General features: G+C 68.0%; 19 protein-coding genes. 2 read left to right on the forward strand and 17 right to left on the reverse strand.

The features are described 5' to 3' along the window. Window positions 1–24 precede the first annotated feature (24 nt). The 8 genes from fadD1 to ABGB19_RS25625 form a co-directional block, all read right to left on the reverse strand. The gene (gene fadD1, locus ABGB19_RS25590; protein ID WP_347688800.1) at window positions 25–1581 is read right to left on the reverse strand and encodes a fatty-acid--CoA ligase FadD1; all 1557 of its coding nucleotides are present in this window, start codon (window positions 1579–1581) and stop codon (window positions 25–27) included. Beyond that, a complete protein-coding gene (locus ABGB19_RS25595) occupies window positions 1574–1975 on the reverse strand; it encodes an OB-fold domain-containing protein (protein ID WP_347688801.1) in 402 nt (133 codons plus the stop codon). Before ABGB19_RS25595 ends, fadD1 begins: the two co-directional genes overlap by 8 nt. 1 nt (window position 1976) lies before the next feature. Continuing rightward, a complete protein-coding gene (locus ABGB19_RS25600; RefSeq protein WP_347688802.1) occupies window positions 1977–3179 on the reverse strand; it encodes a thiolase family protein in 1203 nt (400 codons plus the stop codon). Then, window positions 3176–3637 (reverse strand): MaoC family dehydratase, encoded by a 462-nt coding sequence (locus ABGB19_RS25605; protein ID WP_347688803.1) that lies wholly within the window; start codon window positions 3635–3637, stop codon window positions 3176–3178. The genes ABGB19_RS25600 and ABGB19_RS25605 overlap by 4 nt, the downstream gene beginning before the upstream one ends. Beyond that, window positions 3634–4137, reverse strand: a complete 504-nt coding sequence (locus tag ABGB19_RS25610) for a MaoC family dehydratase (RefSeq protein ID WP_347688804.1) — start codon at window positions 4135–4137, stop codon at window positions 3634–3636. The genes ABGB19_RS25605 and ABGB19_RS25610 overlap by 4 nt, the downstream gene beginning before the upstream one ends. Next, window positions 4134–5099, reverse strand: coding sequence for an acyl-CoA dehydrogenase family protein (locus ABGB19_RS25615; RefSeq protein WP_347688805.1), 966 nt, complete (start codon window positions 5097–5099; stop codon window positions 4134–4136). Before ABGB19_RS25615 ends, ABGB19_RS25610 begins: the two co-directional genes overlap by 4 nt. A 4-nt stretch (window positions 5100–5103) precedes the next feature. Continuing rightward, complete coding sequence (locus ABGB19_RS25620) at window positions 5104–6231, reverse strand: acyl-CoA dehydrogenase family protein (protein ID WP_347688806.1); 1128 nt, start codon at window positions 6229–6231, stop codon at window positions 5104–5106. A 155-nt stretch (window positions 6232–6386) separates the two neighbouring features. Further along, window positions 6387–7583, reverse strand: coding sequence for a fatty acid desaturase (locus tag ABGB19_RS25625; RefSeq protein WP_347688807.1), 1197 nt, complete (start codon window positions 7581–7583; stop codon window positions 6387–6389). Between the two features lie 233 nt (window positions 7584–7816). Here ABGB19_RS25625 and ABGB19_RS25630 point away from each other — a divergent pair, with 233 nt between their 5' ends. Next, on the forward strand, window positions 7817–7957 hold the full coding sequence (locus ABGB19_RS25630) for a hypothetical protein (protein WP_347688808.1): 141 nt from the start codon (window positions 7817–7819) through the stop codon (window positions 7955–7957). Continuing rightward, window positions 7941–9128 carry a N(5)-(carboxyethyl)ornithine synthase gene (locus ABGB19_RS25635; protein ID WP_347688809.1) on the forward strand — a complete coding sequence of 396 codons (1188 nt, stop codon included), beginning with the start codon at window positions 7941–7943 and terminating at the stop codon, window positions 9126–9128. Before ABGB19_RS25630 ends, ABGB19_RS25635 begins: the two co-directional genes overlap by 17 nt. Window positions 9129–9360: 232 nt before the next feature. Here ABGB19_RS25635 and ABGB19_RS25640 read toward each other — a convergent pair whose 3' ends face one another. The 9 genes from ABGB19_RS25640 to ABGB19_RS25680 form a co-directional block, all read right to left on the reverse strand. Then, the gene (locus ABGB19_RS25640) at window positions 9361–9693 is read right to left on the reverse strand and encodes a hypothetical protein (RefSeq protein WP_347688810.1); all 333 of its coding nucleotides are present in this window, start codon (window positions 9691–9693) and stop codon (window positions 9361–9363) included. A 93-nt stretch (window positions 9694–9786) separates the two neighbouring features. Next, a complete protein-coding gene (locus ABGB19_RS25645; RefSeq protein ID WP_347688811.1) occupies window positions 9787–9945 on the reverse strand; it encodes a DUF6307 family protein in 159 nt (52 codons plus the stop codon). Window positions 9946–10045: 100 nt separating this feature from the next. Then, the gene (locus ABGB19_RS25650) at window positions 10046–11458 is read right to left on the reverse strand and encodes a glycoside hydrolase family 130 protein (protein WP_347688812.1); all 1413 of its coding nucleotides are present in this window, start codon (window positions 11456–11458) and stop codon (window positions 10046–10048) included. A gap of 62 nt (window positions 11459–11520) precedes the next feature. Next, on the reverse strand, window positions 11521–12543 hold the full coding sequence (locus tag ABGB19_RS25655; RefSeq protein ID WP_347688813.1) for a glycosyltransferase: 1023 nt from the start codon (window positions 12541–12543) through the stop codon (window positions 11521–11523). Further along, entirely contained in the window at window positions 12540–13688 is a 1149-nt protein-coding gene (locus ABGB19_RS25660) for a glycosyltransferase (protein WP_347688814.1), read from the reverse strand. Before ABGB19_RS25660 ends, ABGB19_RS25655 begins: the two co-directional genes overlap by 4 nt. A 215-nt stretch (window positions 13689–13903) precedes the next feature. After that, the gene (locus tag ABGB19_RS25665; RefSeq protein ID WP_347688815.1) at window positions 13904–15430 is read right to left on the reverse strand and encodes a serine/threonine-protein kinase; all 1527 of its coding nucleotides are present in this window, start codon (window positions 15428–15430) and stop codon (window positions 13904–13906) included. A gap of 128 nt (window positions 15431–15558) precedes the next feature. Next, a complete protein-coding gene (locus ABGB19_RS25670) occupies window positions 15559–16110 on the reverse strand; it encodes a YceI family protein (RefSeq protein WP_347688816.1) in 552 nt (183 codons plus the stop codon). Between the two features lie 18 nt (window positions 16111–16128). Continuing rightward, window positions 16129–17061 (reverse strand): NAD(P)/FAD-dependent oxidoreductase, encoded by a 933-nt coding sequence (locus ABGB19_RS25675; protein ID WP_347688817.1) that lies wholly within the window; start codon window positions 17059–17061, stop codon window positions 16129–16131. A gap of 57 nt (window positions 17062–17118) precedes the next feature. Next, on the reverse strand, window positions 17119–17292 hold the full coding sequence (locus ABGB19_RS25680) for a CsbD family protein (protein WP_347688818.1): 174 nt from the start codon (window positions 17290–17292) through the stop codon (window positions 17119–17121). Window positions 17293–17324 lie beyond the last annotated feature (32 nt).

The following is a 17324-nucleotide window of genomic DNA, read 5'->3' on the forward strand; positions in this document are numbered from 1 at the left end:
CGGAAACTGTACATGGCTGCGCGCTCACGCCGGTCTGAACGCTCGGCCGCGCGGCTCGCGAGACCACAACTGACCGTCGCCCGCGGTCACGCCGTCTGCGATGAGCGCGCGCTTGAGGATCTTGTTGGTCGCGGTCTGCGGTAGCGCGGTGTTGATCCGCACATGGCGGGGCCACGCCTTCGGCGACAGATCGGGTTGGGCGGCGAGGAACTTCTCGAACTGCTCCGGTGTGACCGGCTCGTTGAGTACGACGGCGGCCATCACCTGGTCGCCGACGTGCTCGTCGGGCACGGCGTACACCGCGACGAGGTTGATCGCGGGCAGCCGGTGCAGGATCCGCTCGACAGGGCCCGCGGCGAGGTTCTCCCCGTCGACGCGCATCCAGTCCGCGGTGCGGCCGGCGAGGTAGATCCAGGCGTCGGCGTCGCGGTACGCCAGATCGCCGGACCAGTACATGCCGTGGCGCATCCGCTCGTCGGTGGCGGCAGAATCGTTGTAGTAACCGGTGAATCCGCCCGCGCCGTAGGTGTTGACGAGCTCGCCGACGGCGTCGTCGAAGTTGGTCAGCGCACCGTGCTCGTCGAATTGGGCTGTCGCGCATTCGGTCACGGTGTCCGGGTGATAAACGCTGACGCCCGGATACCCCTTGCCGATCGACCCCGGTGGGCAGCCGTCCTCGCGCATGACGACCACCGCGAACTCACTGGAGCCGAAGCTGTCGACCACCCGGCAGTCGAATCGGCGGGCGAACTCGTCGATGTCGCGTTCGGTGGCCTCGTTGCCGAACGCGGCGCGCAGCGGGTTGTCGGCGTCGTCGGGACTTTCGGGTGTGCCCAGCACGAGGGCCAGTGGCTTCCCGACGTAGTTCATGTAGGTCGCGCCGTATCGGCGGATGTCGTTCAGGAACCGCGACGGCGAGAACTTGGCGGGCACCATCGTCGCGCCGCAGGCGATCGCCACCGCCCAGCCCGCGGCCACCCCGTTGGAGTGGAACAGCGGCATCGACAGGTAGCACACGTCGTCAGCGGTGAGCCCGAACCGGTCGACCAGGCTTGCTCCGCACATCACCGCCATCGCGTGGGCGAAGCGGACCGCCTTCGGGTCGCCGCTGGTGCCGGAGGTGAAGATCATCAGCGCGGTGTCGGCACCGGTCACTTCGCGGTGCGGCACAAGCGGTTCAGCGTCGTCGAGTTTCAGGGCGTCGACGTCGAGCACGGTCGCGCCGCCGAGATCCAGCCCGTCGAGCAGCGGCACGTGCTGCGCGTCGGCCAGCACCAGTCGGCAGTCCGCTCGCCGGATGTCGGCCGCCAGCCCCTCCCCTCGCCGGGTCGTGTTGATGCCGCACAGCACGTACCCGCCGAGCGCCGCGGCGGCCATCGAGCGCAGCATCGCGGGTGTGTTTCCCAGCAGCGCGCCGACGTGCATCGGCTTGGCGGGGTCGGCGAGCGCGATGAGCGCGGACGCCTCGGCGGCGGCCTCGGCCAGGTGCTCGCGCCACGTCCAGGTCCGGTCGCCGTACTTGACGGCGGGCGAGTCGTCGGCCATCCGGGTTCGCAGCAGCTGCTGCACGGTCTCAATCATGCGCGGGCCGGTACCTCAACAACGTCGTCGCGCCCTCGTCGCAGAAGACCGGCGCGACCCGCATCCCGATCCGGATGTCCTCGGGTGCCATTTCGACCAGTTCGGTGCTCAGCTTCGGCCCGACGTCCCACTCGACGACCGCGAGCAGCTGCGGCAGCTTCTCGATCCACGGCGGACCGGTCGGACGCCGCGCGACGGTGTAGGTGTACAGCGTTCCGGCACCGTCGATTTCGCGCCACTCGAGGTCGTCGACGAGCGTTCCGGGGGCCAGCGTGCGGGGATAGAACACGTAGCGCTGCGACGACGGCGAGTACTGGATCAGGATCCGGTGCTCGCGCAGCCCGTCCCAGAACGGCTGCGACACCGGCGTCGGCACGGGCAGCGGCACGGTCATGTCAGTCTCCACCGAGGATCAGCGCGACCTGCTCGCTCATGATGCCGCCGGTACCGGTGACGAAGGCCGTGTTGCAGTCGGCCACCTGCGCGTCACCCGCCCGGCCCATGATCTGGCGGGCGCCGTCGACGACGTGGTGCATGCCGCCCGCCATGCCCGCTTGCCCGTAGGACAGTTGGCCGCCTGCCGTGTTGAGCGGGAAGTCACCGCGGAAGGTCAGGTCGTGCCCGGCGAGCCACTTCATACCCTCGCCCTTGCCGCAGAAGCCGGCGTCCTCCAACGTCATCAGCACCGTGATCGTGTAGCAGTCGTAGACGGACGCCACGTCCACGTCGTCGCGTTGCACGCCCGCCATCGCGAACGCGCGCTCCGCCGCCCGCGCGATCGGGGTGCGCATCAGGTCGTCGGCGTAGGTGGGCGTCTTGAACCGGATGTGCTCGCCGAATCCCTTGAGCCACACCGGGCGGTGCGGCGACCGGCGTGCGACGTCGGCGTTGGCGATCAGCACCGCGGCGCCGCCCTGGACGCGCATCACGGTCTCGAGCAGGTGGATCGGGTCGGCGATGACCGGGCTGTCGAGCACGTCGCCGACCGTGATCGGCGTGCCGTGGAACACGGCACCCGGATGAGCACAGGCGTTGGTGCGCTGGTCGACGGCGATCCGCGCCAACGCCGCGGCGTCGTAGCCGAATTCGTGCGCGTAGCGCTGTGCGATCTGCGCGTACGGGCCGTTCTGTCCGACGTTGCCGTAGGGGATCTCGAATTCGGCCTGCGGGGAGCCGTAGCTGTTGCTCGACGCCCCGTACCAGCCGAGCGTGCGACCCGGCTTGGTTTCCGAGCGCGGGATCTCGGTCGAGCCGGGCACGACGGCGAGCACCGCGTCGCACACGCCGAGTTCGACCGCCGCCGCGGCCCGCCATACCATCCCCGCCGCGGTGGCGCCGCCGAGGTCGACCCGGTCGCCGAAGTCCAGCGGCAGGCCCAGGTACTCCGACAGCGTCGCGGGGGCGAACATGTCCGACTCGGCGATGCCGTGGCTCGACAGCCCGTTCACCTCGGCGGGTTCGACGCCCGCGTCCTCGATCACCATCTTCGCCAGCCGCGCGTACTGGTCGAGCGTGAACGTCGGCGGCCCGCTCTGCCGCTTCTCGGCGGGCAGTTCGGCGATGCCGACGATCGCCGCCTCGCCCCGCAGCCCCGTCACGGCGAATCCCGCTGCGGCAGAGCGACCGTCGCGGTGCCCGGCATCAGTACCTCGTCGCCGCGCCTGCAGTGGATGTCCACGTCGACCAGCCCGCCGTCGTGTTTTCCCGTGACCACACCGCCGAACGTCAACTCCTGACCCGGGTAGGCGATGGCCCGGTTCTGCACCGAGAACGCCACCAGCCGACCGTCGCCGCCGATCCAGTCGGTCAGCGCCCGCGACAGCAGCGCCGCCTGCAACGGGCCCTGGACGAGCACGTCGTCGTAGCCCTCGACGTCGCGCGCCCACTCTTTGTCGTAGTGGATGCGGTGCCCGTTGTAGGTTGCGGCGCTGAAGAAGAACATCTGGGTCTCGTCGACGGCGAGCGTGAGCGCCGGGATTGCGTCGCCGGTGTCGACGTCTTCGAAGTACACCTGTTCTCTTGCGCGAGCCGGGCTCGCGGGAGTTTGGTGAGTCATGCGGGCCTGGCGATCATCGACGTGGTGGCCTCGGCGAGCACGTCGCGGTGCTGGTTGCGATACTCGGACCGCCAGGTCACCAACACGAACCTGCCTGAGCGGCCTTCCTTTTCGACGATCGAGTCGACGGTGCGCGTCATCCCGACGGCGTCCCCGTGATACACGGGCAGGTGGAACGTGGTGCTCTCGCCGCCGGCCATCCGTCGCGGCGCGCGGGGGAAGGCCATGCCGCCGGTCACCGCGCCCGACGACCCGTCGGGGCGCAGGTCGCCGAGCGCGGTCACCCCGAGAACGGCGTACTGCAGGAACAGCGGCGGGCAGACGATGTCGCGATATCCGTGTTGCCGCGCGTGGTCGGCGTCGAACCACAGCGGGTTGTGGTCGCCGACCGCGGCGGCCCAGCGTTGCCAGTCGCGGCGGTACACGTCGCCGGTGGCGACCGCCACCACGGTACCGATCTTGGCGGCGGACTCGTCGTCGATGAGGCTGTCGGTGCTCACGTCCAGTTCATCTCTCCCGCAAGCCAGTCGGCGGCGACGTCCGCCCCGCCGCCGAGCGTGGCAAGGATGCGCGCCCGCTCGGAGAACCGGTGCAGACCGGTGTCCACGACGTAGCCCATGCCGCCGTGCAACTGATGGGCGTCGAGGGTGATCTTCTTGACCTCCGCGGCCCGCATCCGCGCGACCGCCGCCTCGCGGGTGCCGGTGCGGCCCCGGCCGATCCAGAACACCGCGGACTGCGCAGCCAGTCGTGCCGCCGCCAGCGCGATGTGCATGTCGGCGACGATGTGCTGCGCCGCCTGGAACGACGCGATCGGCCTGCCGAACTGCTCGCGCATCGTCGTGTAGGCAACCGTCCGGTCGATCACCGCCTCACCGACGCCGACGAGGTCCAGACAGTCCAGCGCCACAACGGCATTGGCCACGCGGCGCAGCTGTTCCGGATCTACTGGTGTCGGCTCGTCGAGCAGACCGTCGTCGAACCGGACCGAGAATGCCGGATAACCGCCCATCATCGGCACGGGCTCGATCGCGACGCCGGGCGCTGCGGTGTCCACCACCACCACGCCGGCATCGGTGGCCGCGACGATCACGTCCGCCGCATCCGCGTCGGTGACGTAATCCGCGACTCGTCGGCTGTCGGCGGTGTCGCGCGGGTTGAACAACGCGACGGTTCCGCGCGCCTCCCCCGTAGTCAGTCGAGGCAGCCAATCAGATCCCACGCCCAGCCACTCGACAGCCAACGCAGCGTACATTGTGCTCTGAACGACCCTGGGGCACAACGCTCTTCCCGCCTCGACGCAGAAGACGCCGACCGCGCCGAGCCCGCCGTCGGCGGCCAGTCCGAGCACACCCGCCTCGGCGAGCGCCTTCCACTGCGCCGCCGGCTCGAGCTCGGCCGCCAGCACGCTGCGGCACATCGCGGCGAGGTCGCGGTCGTCCTGGCTGGGAATCACTCGCATGCCGTCACCGCCCGTACGACGGCATCTTGTGGCCGCGCTGGGCGATCACGTCGCGCAGGACCTCGTTGGTGCCGCCACCGAACCGCATCAGCGGCGACACCCGGTAGAGGCGTTCGAAGAAGTTGCCGACGCGCAGCCCGTCGGGCCCCAGCACATCGATGGCGAGGTCGGCGATGCGCTGCCGCAGCTCGGAGGTGAAGATCTTCTCGACGCTGACCTCCACCGTCGGGATGCGGCCGCCGTCCAGCAGCGACGCGGCTTCGTAGCCCATCAGTTTGGCGACTTCGACATCGGCTTCGGCCTGCGCCAGTCGGCGACGGAACGCGGGATCGGGATTGCCCACCGTCGCGATCAGCTCGTCGAGCGCGCGACGCAGGTCGCCGGGAGTGGTCAGCGCGCCGCGCTCGTGGTCCAGCGCGCCGGTGATGTAGGTCCAGCCGGCGTTCTCCTCGCCGATCAGATTGGTCACCGGCACGCGGACGTCGCGGAAGAAGGTTTCGTTGGTGCGGTAGCCGGACCAGGCGTGCAGCGGGTGGATCTCGATACCGGGACTGTCGACGGGAACCATGATCACCGAGATGCCGCGATGCCGCGGCGCATCCGGGTCGGTGCGCACGCAGAGCCATTCGTGGGTGGACCGCTGGGCGCCGCTGTTCCAGATCTTGGAGCCGTTGATCACCCACTCGTCGCCGTGGCGGACCGCGCGGGTGCGCAGAGAAGCCAGGTCGGTGCCGGCGTTCGGTTCGGAGTAGCCCAGCGCGCAGACGATCTCGCCGCGGGCGATGCCGGGCAGGAACTCCCTCTTGTTCTGCTCGGTGCCGTGCCGCATGATCATCGGCGCCACCGAGGTCACCGTCAGGTCGGGCCCTGGCACACGGGCGTACTCGAATTCGCTCATCAGCAGGTGCTGATGGGTGGCGGTCAGGCCCAGCCCGCCGTAGTCCGTCGGCCAGTTGATCCCGAACCAGCCCCTCGCGCCGATCTTGCGGCGAAACGCCGTGACTTCGCCCCCCTGGTACTCGAGGCCATGCTCGGCTATCTCGGTCTTCAGCGCGGGCGTGACGTTCTCGGCGAGGAACTGCCGCACTTCGGCCACCCAGGCTCGTTGCTCGTCGTCGAGCTCGAAGTCCACGGAGGTGACACTATCGAGAAAGTGTGCACTAGAGGGGTGAAAACGGATAGCCGTCTCGTCCCCACATCGGCGGGACCGGGACACGCGACTCGAACACTGGCGTCACGCGAACCGTACGCGCCGACTGATCCGGCTACCCGTGCGCGGAAGGCGCGTCAGCGCCGAAGCCGGCGTGCACGGGTCCGCAGCGCCGTCTGCAGCCCGACGATGCGGCCACCCGATCGCATCACCGGGCGAGTATCGGTGCCGAACCTACGCTCCGAGGCGGTCTCGGGGGCGTCGTCAGAGGTGGCCGTGAGCATCCCGTCGGGAAGCGCAAGTTTATGCACGGTCCGCAGCGTCAGAAGGTACTGGCGGACAAACGAACCGCTGGTGTACGGCAGGTCGTACTTCTCGCAGAACGCTCGCACCCGCACGGCGATCTGCGCATACCGGTTGCTCGGCAGATCGGGGAACATGTGGTGCTCGATCTGGTAACACAGGTTGCCGCTCGCGAATGCCAGCAACCGCCCCGCTTTGAAGTTCGCGGCGCCCAACATCTGACGCAGATACCACTCGGCTCTGGTCTCCTGCTCGAGCACGTCAGCGGTGAACTTCTCTGCGCCGTCGGGAAAGTGCCCGCAGAAGATGACCATGTAGGCCCAGAGATTGCGCGCCAGATTGGCCACCGCGTTCGCGGCCAGAGTCCTGCGCCAGCGAGACCGGCTCAACGCCGGGAAGAGCACATAGTCCTTGACGGCTTGGCGAGCCACCTTCCCCATCAGCGCCCTGGCGTCGGCCGTCACGCCTTGGCCCCGGCGCAGCTCGACATCGTGTAGAGCGATGCCCCACTCGAATGTGGCTGCCAGGAAAAGGTTCTGCAGTGGCTGCAGCAGATACCGGGGCCGCCACGGCTGATCCCGCGTCACTCGCATCACGCCGAAGCCGAGATCGTCGTCCATACCCAGAACGTTGCTGAACATGTGATGTCGATAGTTGTGCGCATACCTCCACTGCGACGAGAGTCCGGCCATGTCCCACTCCCACGTGGTCGAGTGGATCTCGGGATCGTTCATCCAATCCCATTGCCCATGGCTCACATTGTGGCCGATCTCCATGTTCTCGACGCTCTTCGCGACCGCCAGCGCAGCGGTGCCCAACAGCCAGCCGGTGCGCGCCCGGCTGGCACCGATGAGCACCCGCGCCGTGACGTCGAGCGTCCGTTGAAAGCGGATGGTGCGCTGAATATAGGCCGCGTCGCCGGCGCCGAGGCTCTCCTCGATTTCGCGTCGTATTCCGTCCAATTCGTAGCCGAGTGCTTCGATGTCTGCCTCACTGAGATGTGCGTAGGCAGCGATATCGGTAATTGCCATGAGATGTCCTGGTCGATCCGGGCCGTGCAGGCGAGGTGGGGCTCTTGCGGGGAACCCGAGATGTGCGGACGACCGGTCGAGATGAAAGTGACGACAAAAGCGCGTCGGCGTACCTTCAGTGTACGTGCCGAACGCGCCGAGCGTCGGTGTCGCTTCGCCAGGCGACTGAGGCACACCGGAGTAGAGTCGGGGGATCGGGACCACCCAGGCCCCCCATGAGCAAGGGGTCAGCGATGTCTGACAAGTCTCCTCGGCACACGATGTCGAAGAAGTCCGGTAAGTCCCTCAAAGAGAAGCGCGCCGTCAAGCACGCCAAGCGGCAGACCTCCCGGGTCTCGTCGACCGAGGCTTTGCTTCATGTCAAGAAGCGCTGAGCCGAAGACACTTTCGCTAGGAGTTCTGGCCCGCTCACGCAAACCGAACGAGCGCAGACTGCCGATTCACCCGGCGCACTTCGCCAGGATCGACGATCGGATCCGGCGCCGGATCTTCCTCGAGCACGGCTACGGCGCCGACTTCGGGGCGACCGACGACGAGCTGGCCGTCCTCGTCGGCGGGATCCGCACTCGCGAGCAGCTCGTCGCCGAGTGTGACGTCATTCTGCTGCCCAAGGTCCAGGCCGAGGATCTGGCCGAACTGAAGGTGGGACAGATCGTCTGGGGGTGGCCGCACTGTGTACAGGACACCGCGCTGACGCAGATCGCGATCGACCGGCGGCTGACGTTGATCGCCTTCGAGGCCATGAACCACTGGCAAGCCGACGGCGGCTTTGGGCTACACGTCTTCCACAAGAACAACGAACTGGCCGGATACTGCTCCGTCCTGCACGCCATGCAGCTGGCCGGCATCACCGGAAGCTACGGTCGGCGACTGCGTGCTTCGGTCATCGGATTCGGCGCGACCGCCCGCGGCGCCGTCACCGCGCTGAACGCGCACGGCGTCGATGACGTGCGGGTGCTGACCAACCGCGAGGTCGCCGCCGTCGCCGCACCGATCCACTCCACCCAGATCGTCCAGATGGGCCACGACGACGGAGCGCCGCCGGACCGAACCTGGGCCGACACCCCGGACGCCGGCGTGGTGCCGGTGGCCCGTGTGCTCGCCGACAACGACATCGTCGTCAACTGCGTGTTGCAGGACCCCGACACCCCATTGATCTTCGCAACCGAGAACGACCTGAGCTCTTTCACGCCGGGCAGCCTCATCGTCGACGTGTCCTGCGACATCGGCATGGGCTTTGACTGGGCGCGCCCGACATCGTTCACCGAGCCCGTCGTCGAACTGCCGAACGGCGTCAAGTATTACGCCGTCGATCACAGCCCGTCCTACCTGTGGAACTCAGCGACCTGGGAGATCAGCGAGGCGCTGCTGCCGCATCTTGAAACGGTGCTGGCCGGACCGGCGGCGTGGGACTCGACTCCGACGATCAGCCGTGCCATAGAGATCCTCGACGGTGTCGTGCTCAACCCCGGCATCTTGTCGTTTCAGCACCGCGGCGACGGCTATCCGCACTCGGTGCACAGCGAACGGTGTTCAGCTCAGTGAGCGTGTTCAGCTCAGTGAGCGGCCGGCGCGGACGCCGCGATTGCCCCGCCTTCTGAGTCCCATGCCGTCTCGGCCTCGGCTGCCTCGTCGCGCGAGGCACGTCTCCGAACACCGGCTCGGAGAACGTCGAATACCGTCAACGGTTTGCGGGGTTCCTGCGAGGGTGAACCTATCCTGCGTGCTTCCATGATGTGGGTCACGAGTGCCTCGTCATCTACCCGCAGCCGCGGGCCTAGTCGGATCGAAGGTCTTTGTCGGCGAGGTCGGACGGCGCGCTCGGGTGCCGAATCGTCGCACGGTTGAGCCGGCGGTTGTTCATGGGTTCGTGCGCGGACTTCTGGTGCTCGAGCTGACGAATCAGCTCCCGCTTGGCTTCACTCAACGCACGAGCGATATCGGGGTTGTCGGCCGTTGCGACCAGCATCGGGAGACGGGGCAGCCGCGCCCGCACTGTTACCCGCTGTTCGGTGCTACCCCGGTCTTGCAGCGAGACATCGATCTCCACATCGCGGGGGTTCCATTTGCCCACGTAAGGCGCGAGCGCCGACAGCGAATCGAGGACCATCGACCGCTCTTTGGCAACGAAACCTGCGCCTACGCGAATAGAGTTCTCGTGAAAGGACTTTCGCTGCTCGTCAGCTGAACTGATCATGGTGGCTCAACGCATCTTCTCTGGAATCGAGTTCAGCGCGTGCAGCACGTGCACGGCCAGATCTTCTGCAGCCTCGCCCTTGAGCTTCGAATGACTCTTGATGACGTCGGCCACCAGGTCGAGACGTTGACCGTAGGGTGTGCGCAGCTGTGCGGGCGATGCCATCGAATTTCCTTCTTTCATCGGCCATTTCCGCTCGAAACCGAGCTGGCCGATACACCTGAGCCTACACCCTTTACCGCGCCCACGTTGCTCGCGACCGCGTTCAGGATTTCAGCTCGGCCAACAGCGCTTCCAACGGAACAGTTGCGAAACCGATTGCGGCGTCGCCGATGCCGTACGGCAGCACCAGCGTTCCGTGATGCACCAGCGCGCCGCACGAGTAGACGACGTTGGGGACGTAGCCGTCCTGCTCGTCGGCGGTCGGACTCAGCAGGGGCTGGCGGAGCTGACCGACGACGCGCGACGGCTCTTCGAGATCGAGCAGCAGCGCCCCGATGCGGTAGGTGCGCATCGGACCGACCCCGTGCGTGAGCACCAGCCATCCGGCCTCGGTTTCGATTGGCGGTCCGCAATTGCCGAGTTGCACAGCCTCCCAGGTCCGGGCAGGCGACTGGCACCGTAGCGATTCCGTCCACTCGAACGGGTGATCCGAGTAGGCGACCGCATTGGATTCGCGGTCCGATCGGGACATGGCGGCGAACCGGCCGCGAATTCGTCGCGGGAACAAGCCCAGACCCTTGTTGGCCGCGGCGCGGCCGACCATCGGAACGGACGTGAACGAGTGAAAGTCCGTCGTCGTCAGCAGTTGCTGGCTGATGTGGGATCCGCTGTAGGCGGTGTAACTCGCGTAGAACGTCACGGTTCCGTCGTCGTCGACGAACCGGACGAATCGTGCGTCTTCCATTCCTGCTCTCTCGGCACTCATCGCCGGCCACATGACCTGCTCCGAGAGCGCGATGTCGGTGGAGAGTTCGACGCCGTACGTCCGTTCGGCGATGGCGTATATCAGTGAGATCGTCTCGGAAGCGTGGCCGCGCGTCCTCCGGTGATTCTGCAAGTTGTCGACCTGCATATCGAGATCGGTGCGGGTGAACTTGTCGCCAAGCCCGTCGAGGATGAAGTCTGCGGCCTCGCCGGCTCCGTGCAGCCGGCGCAGCTCGCTCTTCATCACCAACCGGTCGAGCAGTGTCGGCACCATTGCGCCCGCGGTCGCGTATTCCGGCGGATCGTCGAGGATGATCTCACCGGCACCGTCGACGATGCCGGTGCGAAACCCGATGGACGAGATGTGTCCTTCGCCGATCCCGCGGACGCTCATCACGAATCGCAAACTGTCCGCGGCGATTCCGGCCTGGTCGGGGTGAGCCACCATGCTGGGGTTGCACAGCGCCGCGCCTTCGATGGCGTACTCGCTGGTGAACACCGCTCCCAGCAGGAGGAGTCGAGCTTCGGAGACGGCGGCGGCCGGGTCGAGGCGGTCGGCGACCTCCCGGGCATGCCGACGAAAGATGTCGAGCAGATCGCGGTGCCGTCCGTCGAACCGCGCGGCGACGTCCTCCAACGACGCGTGTACCTCGGCCTCGTCGAGGGCCAGGACGCGTTCGAGCGCTGCGCCGGCGCGGGAGTCCTGCTCCTCGAAGCCCTCCCGGCCCGGAACGAACAGTCGAGTGATCACCCTGGATCTGTCGGCTGCGAGCCGGTGGCTGCTGCGAACGACCTGCCCCGCGATGGCGGAAGTCACCGGGACACAGCCGATAAGCGGCGCGCGTGCTGGAAGGTCGAGATGAGCGCCAGGGTGGACTCCGCGCCCTGATTCATGTTCACCCCGTCGGCGTGCAGCCCGTCGTATCCGCCGCCGGTGCGCTGGTCCCACATCGGCCGGCCCGCGTCGTTGTCGCCCAGGAACCATGCCGCCGCGGCCCGGATGCCGTCGTTCCAGGTCGGGTCGGCGTCCACCTCGGCTGCGCGCGCACAGGCGTCCGCGATCGTGGACACCTCGATCGGCTGCTGATCGAACGCGGGCTTCGTGTCCTCCTGCCCCCTACCCGCGACGGGTGTGGGTGACAAATGGCCGTCGACCGTCTCGGTTTCGATCAGCCAGGCCAGTAGGCCGAGGCCGCGTTGACACAGGGTCGAATCGTCCAGAGCAGTCCCGGCGGCGATCATCGCCTCGGGCAGAACGGCATTCGCGTAGGTCAAGCGTGGCTCAGGCCACGGCCACGACGCATCGTGGTTCGGGGAGGGCAGGGAGGCGGGGTAGTCGCTGATCAGTGCGCGCGCCAGGCGGTGTTCCGGGTCCGCGGTGAGAAGTTCGGCGGCGCCCAGGACCGCGAAGGCGCTGGCGCGCGGCCAGATCGATCGTTCCTGGGCCGCACGTTCGAACTGCATCAGCGCCGACTGCCGGGCCCAGGCAACGTCGCTGTGCGCGGCCGCGGTCCCCAAACCCCACAGACACCTCCCCCAGGCGTCCTCCAGTGCCGGCTCATCGGTCCAGTTGCCCTCGTGGTCCATCCGATTGTGGCAGGGGCCGGTGAGGCTCTGCGCCTCGTTGAGGAAGCGCAGCGAAAGTCCGGCCAGGCCGTCCAGGGCGCGGTCGCCTCCCTGGTCCCGGGTGGTAACGACGAGTACGCGGGCGACGTCATCGGTGCAGTAGCCGTGCTCGGGCAGGGGCTCGGCGAAACACGCGTGCTCCATCGTGCCGCGCCGGTCGGTCAGCCGCATGAGATGGTCGAACACCGGCGGCGGTGAGGTTGCGCTCACCGGCGTGCCTGGCGCTGCGCAAGCAACCGGTGCGCCACCTCGACATAGGCACCCGCGACGACCGGCCACGCCATCTCGGGCGCCAGTCGTCGGGCCTCAGCCGCCATCGCACCCGCGAGCCGGGGCTGCGTCAGTACCCGGCGCAGGGCGGATTCCAGCGCATCCGGATCGTCATGCTCGACGACGATGCCGGCGCCGCTCGCCAGCAACTCGACCGCGTGCGGGAACGCGGTCGCGACAACGGGCCGGCCGCTGGCAATCGCATCGACCAAGACACCTGATGTCACCTGATCGGTCGAATCGTAGGGCAGGACCACGACCGCGGCGGACTGTGCGAGGTCGGTCAACCTCGCGACATCGCGGTATCCGGTGTCGAAGGAGACCGAGTCCGCCACACCGCGCAATCGCGCTTGTTCGAGACGGGCGTCGCGGTACGCCTCGCCGTCGGCGGCCAGCACCTTCGGATGCGTCCGGCCCGCAATCAGGTACTGCGGCCGACCGGGGAGGTCTTTGAGCGATCTCATCGCCTCGATCACTCGTTCGACACCCTTGCCTGGGCCCAGCAGACCCCACGTCAACACCGTCGGTCGGCTGCCGCGCACGGCGCGCACACCCGTCGGCAAGGTTGCGCCGTGCGGGATCGAGGTGATCTTGCGGCGGTCGATGTCGAAGCCGGCGCGAAGCCGCTCGTTGGCTGCTTGCGACATCACGATCACTTGATCCGCCCGCGCTGCAACGGCTTTCAGGACGGAACGCTGGTGGCGCGTCGGGTTCCGGAGAACCGTGTGAGCGATCACGATCGACGGGACGCGCAGGCCGTCGATGAGGTCGACGACCTCGTCACCGTCGACCCCGCCATAGACGCCGTACTCGTGCTGGATGACCGCGACATCGCTGCGGTTCAGCAAGTCGGCACTTCGAGCGACGGACGACGGCGAGCCGTTGACCAATTCTCCGATGACACGGTCGCACGAGGGCATACCGCCATCGGCAAGCCGCACGACGCTGACCTCAGCGCCGCGCGCAGCCAGCCCATTGGCGAGCGCGGCACTGAAAGTCGCCAAGCCGCACGGCGTCGGTGGATACGTACTCAGGATTCCGAAGCTTGGAACTTCGGAGACATGTTCGGCGACAACGGGATTCAACAGAGTAGGGAATGCGGAACGGGTGATCAAGGTGATCCCAACTAGAGGTAGTCACCTGCGTGCCCGGCGTGAGCGGTTGCTCGGCGCGGTCAGCGGTGGAACGGCTGACTCATCCCGGACTGGCTGGATTCCCAACTCATTGCACACTACACGAGGGCCTCACACCGGGACGTGCCCGCCGACTGCGACTAGTTGCCACTCGACGGGCGAACCAACTAGTCCGTCGAGCCGTATTCCAATGCCGGTTCCGCCGAATCGACACCGCTTCTGCTGGAGATGGTCAGCATGTTCGGCTGCATGTCGTAGCGCGCGCCGTCGGCCGGGTTGGTGACCGTGAAGCCGGCACCGGACGGCTGGGCGTTTGCCAGCTGCAGGTTGGCGCCGTCGCGCAGCCGCTCGCCGCGATAGCTGTAGGTGCCCTGGCCCGTTTCGCAGATGACGGCCAGCGACTGCGCGGTCCTGATCGCCGCGGCCGGGGTGCTGCCCGGGTCGCAGCGGGCCGTGTGACCGACGAAGCCCTGCGAGTCCGTCCCCGAGACCCCGGGGATCGGCGCCCCGCTGGTCGTCGGTGTCGTGGTCGTGGTTGAGGGGGCCTCGTCGGACGGCGACGGTGTGACGGTTTCCGTGGTCGTCGACGGCGGTGGCACGGCGAGCCTGGTCTGCGGTGCGGTGTCCGAGTCCTGGCCGGTGAGGACCAGCACCGCGGCCAGCACCACGGCGGCGGTGAACATCACGATCGTCGCCACCACCAGCGCGACCTGGCTCTTACCCATTCGCTTCTTCGGCGGCACCGGCGGTGGTCGGTAGGGCTGCTGATAGCCCGTCCGCACCGGATTGGGGTCGACGGCGGAGAACTGCCGCGTGCCCGGCGCGGGCGGTGCCGGGACCGGTGCGGGAACGGGCTGCTGATCACCGGCCGCGGCGGCCGCTTTCGCCAGCTCACCGGCCGTCGGGAAGCGGTCGGTCGGCTTCTTCGCCATGCCGCGTGCGATGACGTCGTCGAACCCGCGACCGATGCCGCGGCGCATGATGCTGGGCCGCGGCGGCGGGGTGAACAGGTGCGCGCCCATGACCTCGCGCAGGTCGCCGGCATCGAACGGCGCGCGACCGGTCAGGCATTCGTAGAGCAGGCAGGCCAGCGAGTAGATGTCGGAGGCGGGACCGCCGCGCTCGCCGCTGATGCGCTCCGGGGCCATGTAGGCGCAGGATCCGATGACCAGACCGGTCTTCGTGACGCTCGCCTCGCCGCCGCCGTGGGCGATGCCGAAGTCGACCAGGTAGACGAAGTCGTCCGCGGTGAGCAGGACGTTCTCGGGCTTGATGTCGCGATGCACCAGCCCGTTGCCGTGTGCGGCGTCCAGCGCGGCGGCGACCTGTCCGATGATCGACACCGCGCGGGTGGCCGGCAGCGCACCGTCGGTGCGCAGCAGGTCCTTGAGGCTCCGACCGTCGACGAGGCGCATGTCGATGTAAAGCACGCCGTCGATGTCGCCGAAGTCGTGCACCGGGATGACATGCGGTTCCTGTAGCCGGGCGGCGACCCGCGACTCGCGCCGGAAGCGTTCCTGGAAGGCGGGGTCGGCCGCCATGTCCGGACGCAGCAGCTTGAGAGCGACCGTCCGTTCCTTCGCCGTGTCGTAGGCGCGGTAGACCTCGCCCATCCCCCCGACCCCGATCAGAGACTGCAGCTCATAGGGCCCGAACGTGGTACCCAGTCGAGAGCCGCCGTTGCGGGAGCTCACATGCAATCCTTCCGTCCTTGCGGGCCTCGGGGCAGCGATCTCTAGTGTTCCCGCATCGCGCCGGCGTGTAACCCACCGAAATCACGGCAGCACAGGCACATTGCCGCGTAACGAAGGTCACATCGCCGTCAGCCGGTTTTCGCCCGTTCCGCCGTGAGCGAGACGGTCACCGCGTCGGCGACCTTCATGGCGCCCATCAGCATGGAGTACGGCTTGACGCCGAAGTCGGTCTGGCGAATCGCCACGTCAGCAGACATGCGCCACACGTCACCGGAGTCCTCGACGTTGAGGTCGACCACGCTGTCCCCCGCCGTTCCGTGTATCTGCACTGTACCGGTGAGGCGGTAACCCGTTTCCGTGCGTTCGATCATGGTGGTGTCGAAGGTGATCTGCGGGAAGCGCTTGACATCAAGCACTTTCAGCGCGTTGGAACGCGCCAGAACCTTCTCCGGGCCGCTCAGCGGTGTCACACCGCCTTCGCCGCCGAGGACCTCCAGCGAATCGACGTCGACGCTCAGGTGCAATTGCGCGGGTTCGCTGTCGGACCAGTCGACGGTGGCGTGCCAGGTGTTCATCGCGATGGTCAGGCGGTGGCCCATCTTTGCTGCCCGGCCGGCGACGCCGGTGTGGATCGTGAGCCGACCGTCGGACTGGTCGAGGTGCCAGGTGTGCGGTGTCATGCCGCCATTGTCGCCGAGTCAGGTCGGCGGGTAGGGCAGCCCGAAGTCGTCGGCGAGCAGGCTCTGCACGATGATCATCGCGGCCTGCGAGCCCGACTGGATCGCTCCGGCGATGTGCGGTTGCTCGGTGCACACGTCGCCCGCCGCGAACACGCCACCGGCTTTCGTGCGGTGGATCTCGTCGATCGCGATGGCGTCGGCGGCCAGCGGGCCGGGTGCGCAGGCGGCACCGAGTTGCTCGGCCAGCGGCGAGCGCTGACGCAGCGGGGCCTCGACGAGCAGGCCGTCGCGGGGCAGCCGGGCGCCGTCGGCGAAGGCGACCGCGGTGAGTATGCCGTCCTCGCTGAGCAATTCGACGACGCGGCGGTCGTCGATGGTGACGCCCGCCGAGGTCAATGCGTTCGTGTCGGGCGGCGACAGGTCGGTGCGCCCGTCGGTGAGAATGACGACGTCGTCGCTCCAACCGCGCAGCATCAGCGCCGAGTGCACGGCTTGCTCGCCGGCGGCGAGGCTGGCGAGCCGGGCGTCGCGCATCTCCCAGCCGTGGCAGAACGGGCACTGGAACACCGACGTGCCCCACAGCTCGGCAAGCCCGGGCAGGTCGGGCGGGCAGTACTGCATGCCGGTGGCGAGCAGGACGCGCTTGGCGCCGATCTCGCCGCCGTCGGTGTCGAGGAGAAAGCCGCTGTCGACGCGGCGGCCGCTGCGGACCTGGCCGTGCCGGTACTCGACGCTGGGATAGGCCGCGAGTTCCTTGCGGCCGGCCGCGTAGAGCTCGGCCGGCGGGCGCTGGTCGTAGCCGAGCAGGCCGCCGATCGACTTCGACGCGCGATTACTCTGATCGTCGGCGTCGATGACGACCGTGCGGCGGCGCGCCCGGCCCAGCACCAGGGCCGCGCTCAGCCCGGCCGCGCCCGCTCCGACGACGGCGCACTCCCACTGAGGACTCATGGCCCTCCTATTCCCACCATGGCGCGGCCGAACCACAGCGGGCTGGACCGGTGGGAGCTACTTCTTGAAGGTGTCTTTGATCTTCTCGCCGGCATCCTTGAGGTTGGACTTCGCCTGATCGCCGCGGCCTTCGTCGCGGGTGCGGGCGTCGCCGGTGGCGTTTCCCGCCGCCTCCTTGGCCTTGCCGCCGAGGTTCTCGACCTTGTTCTTCGCTTTGTCTGTTGCGCTCATGCCGGGTGGAGTACCTCGGTGGCGCGCGGCGG

The sequence above is a fragment of the Mycobacterium sp. B14F4 genome (genome assembly GCF_039871645.1).
Lineage (GTDB): Bacteria > Actinomycetota > Actinomycetes > Mycobacteriales > Mycobacteriaceae > Mycobacterium.